1 protein-coding gene is annotated in these 235 nt (G+C 73.6%); it reads right to left on the reverse strand.

The window, feature by feature from the left end; genetic code table 11:
* Positions 1 to 195: hypothetical protein (locus KVT14_RS21475; RefSeq protein ID WP_217617396.1), on the reverse strand; the 195-nt coding region annotated here is incomplete at its 3' end.
* Positions 196 to 235 lie beyond the last annotated feature (40 nt).

Below are 235 nucleotides of genomic sequence, written 5' to 3' on the forward strand. Positions count from 1 at the left end.
GATCACGAGACCGACACCGACCAGCACGAACATCCCCCCGCCGAGCCGCGGCAGGATCATGTGCTGGCGCCGGGTCGGCTCGCCGTGGCGCCTGTACCGCGCGTACCGCGTGCGGTCGAGGCGACCGAGCACCCCTGCCAGCCCGGCGACCGCCCCGACGACGCCGATGACGACGAGCGGCCAGCCGTTCAGCATGGGACCCACTGTCGCGGAACCCCGGCGTCCTCGCACGTCC

Origin of the sequence: Cellulomonas sp. GbtcB1, from assembly GCF_019091725.1 — a bacterium.
Classification (GTDB): Bacteria; Actinomycetota; Actinomycetes; order Actinomycetales; family Cellulomonadaceae; genus Cellulomonas.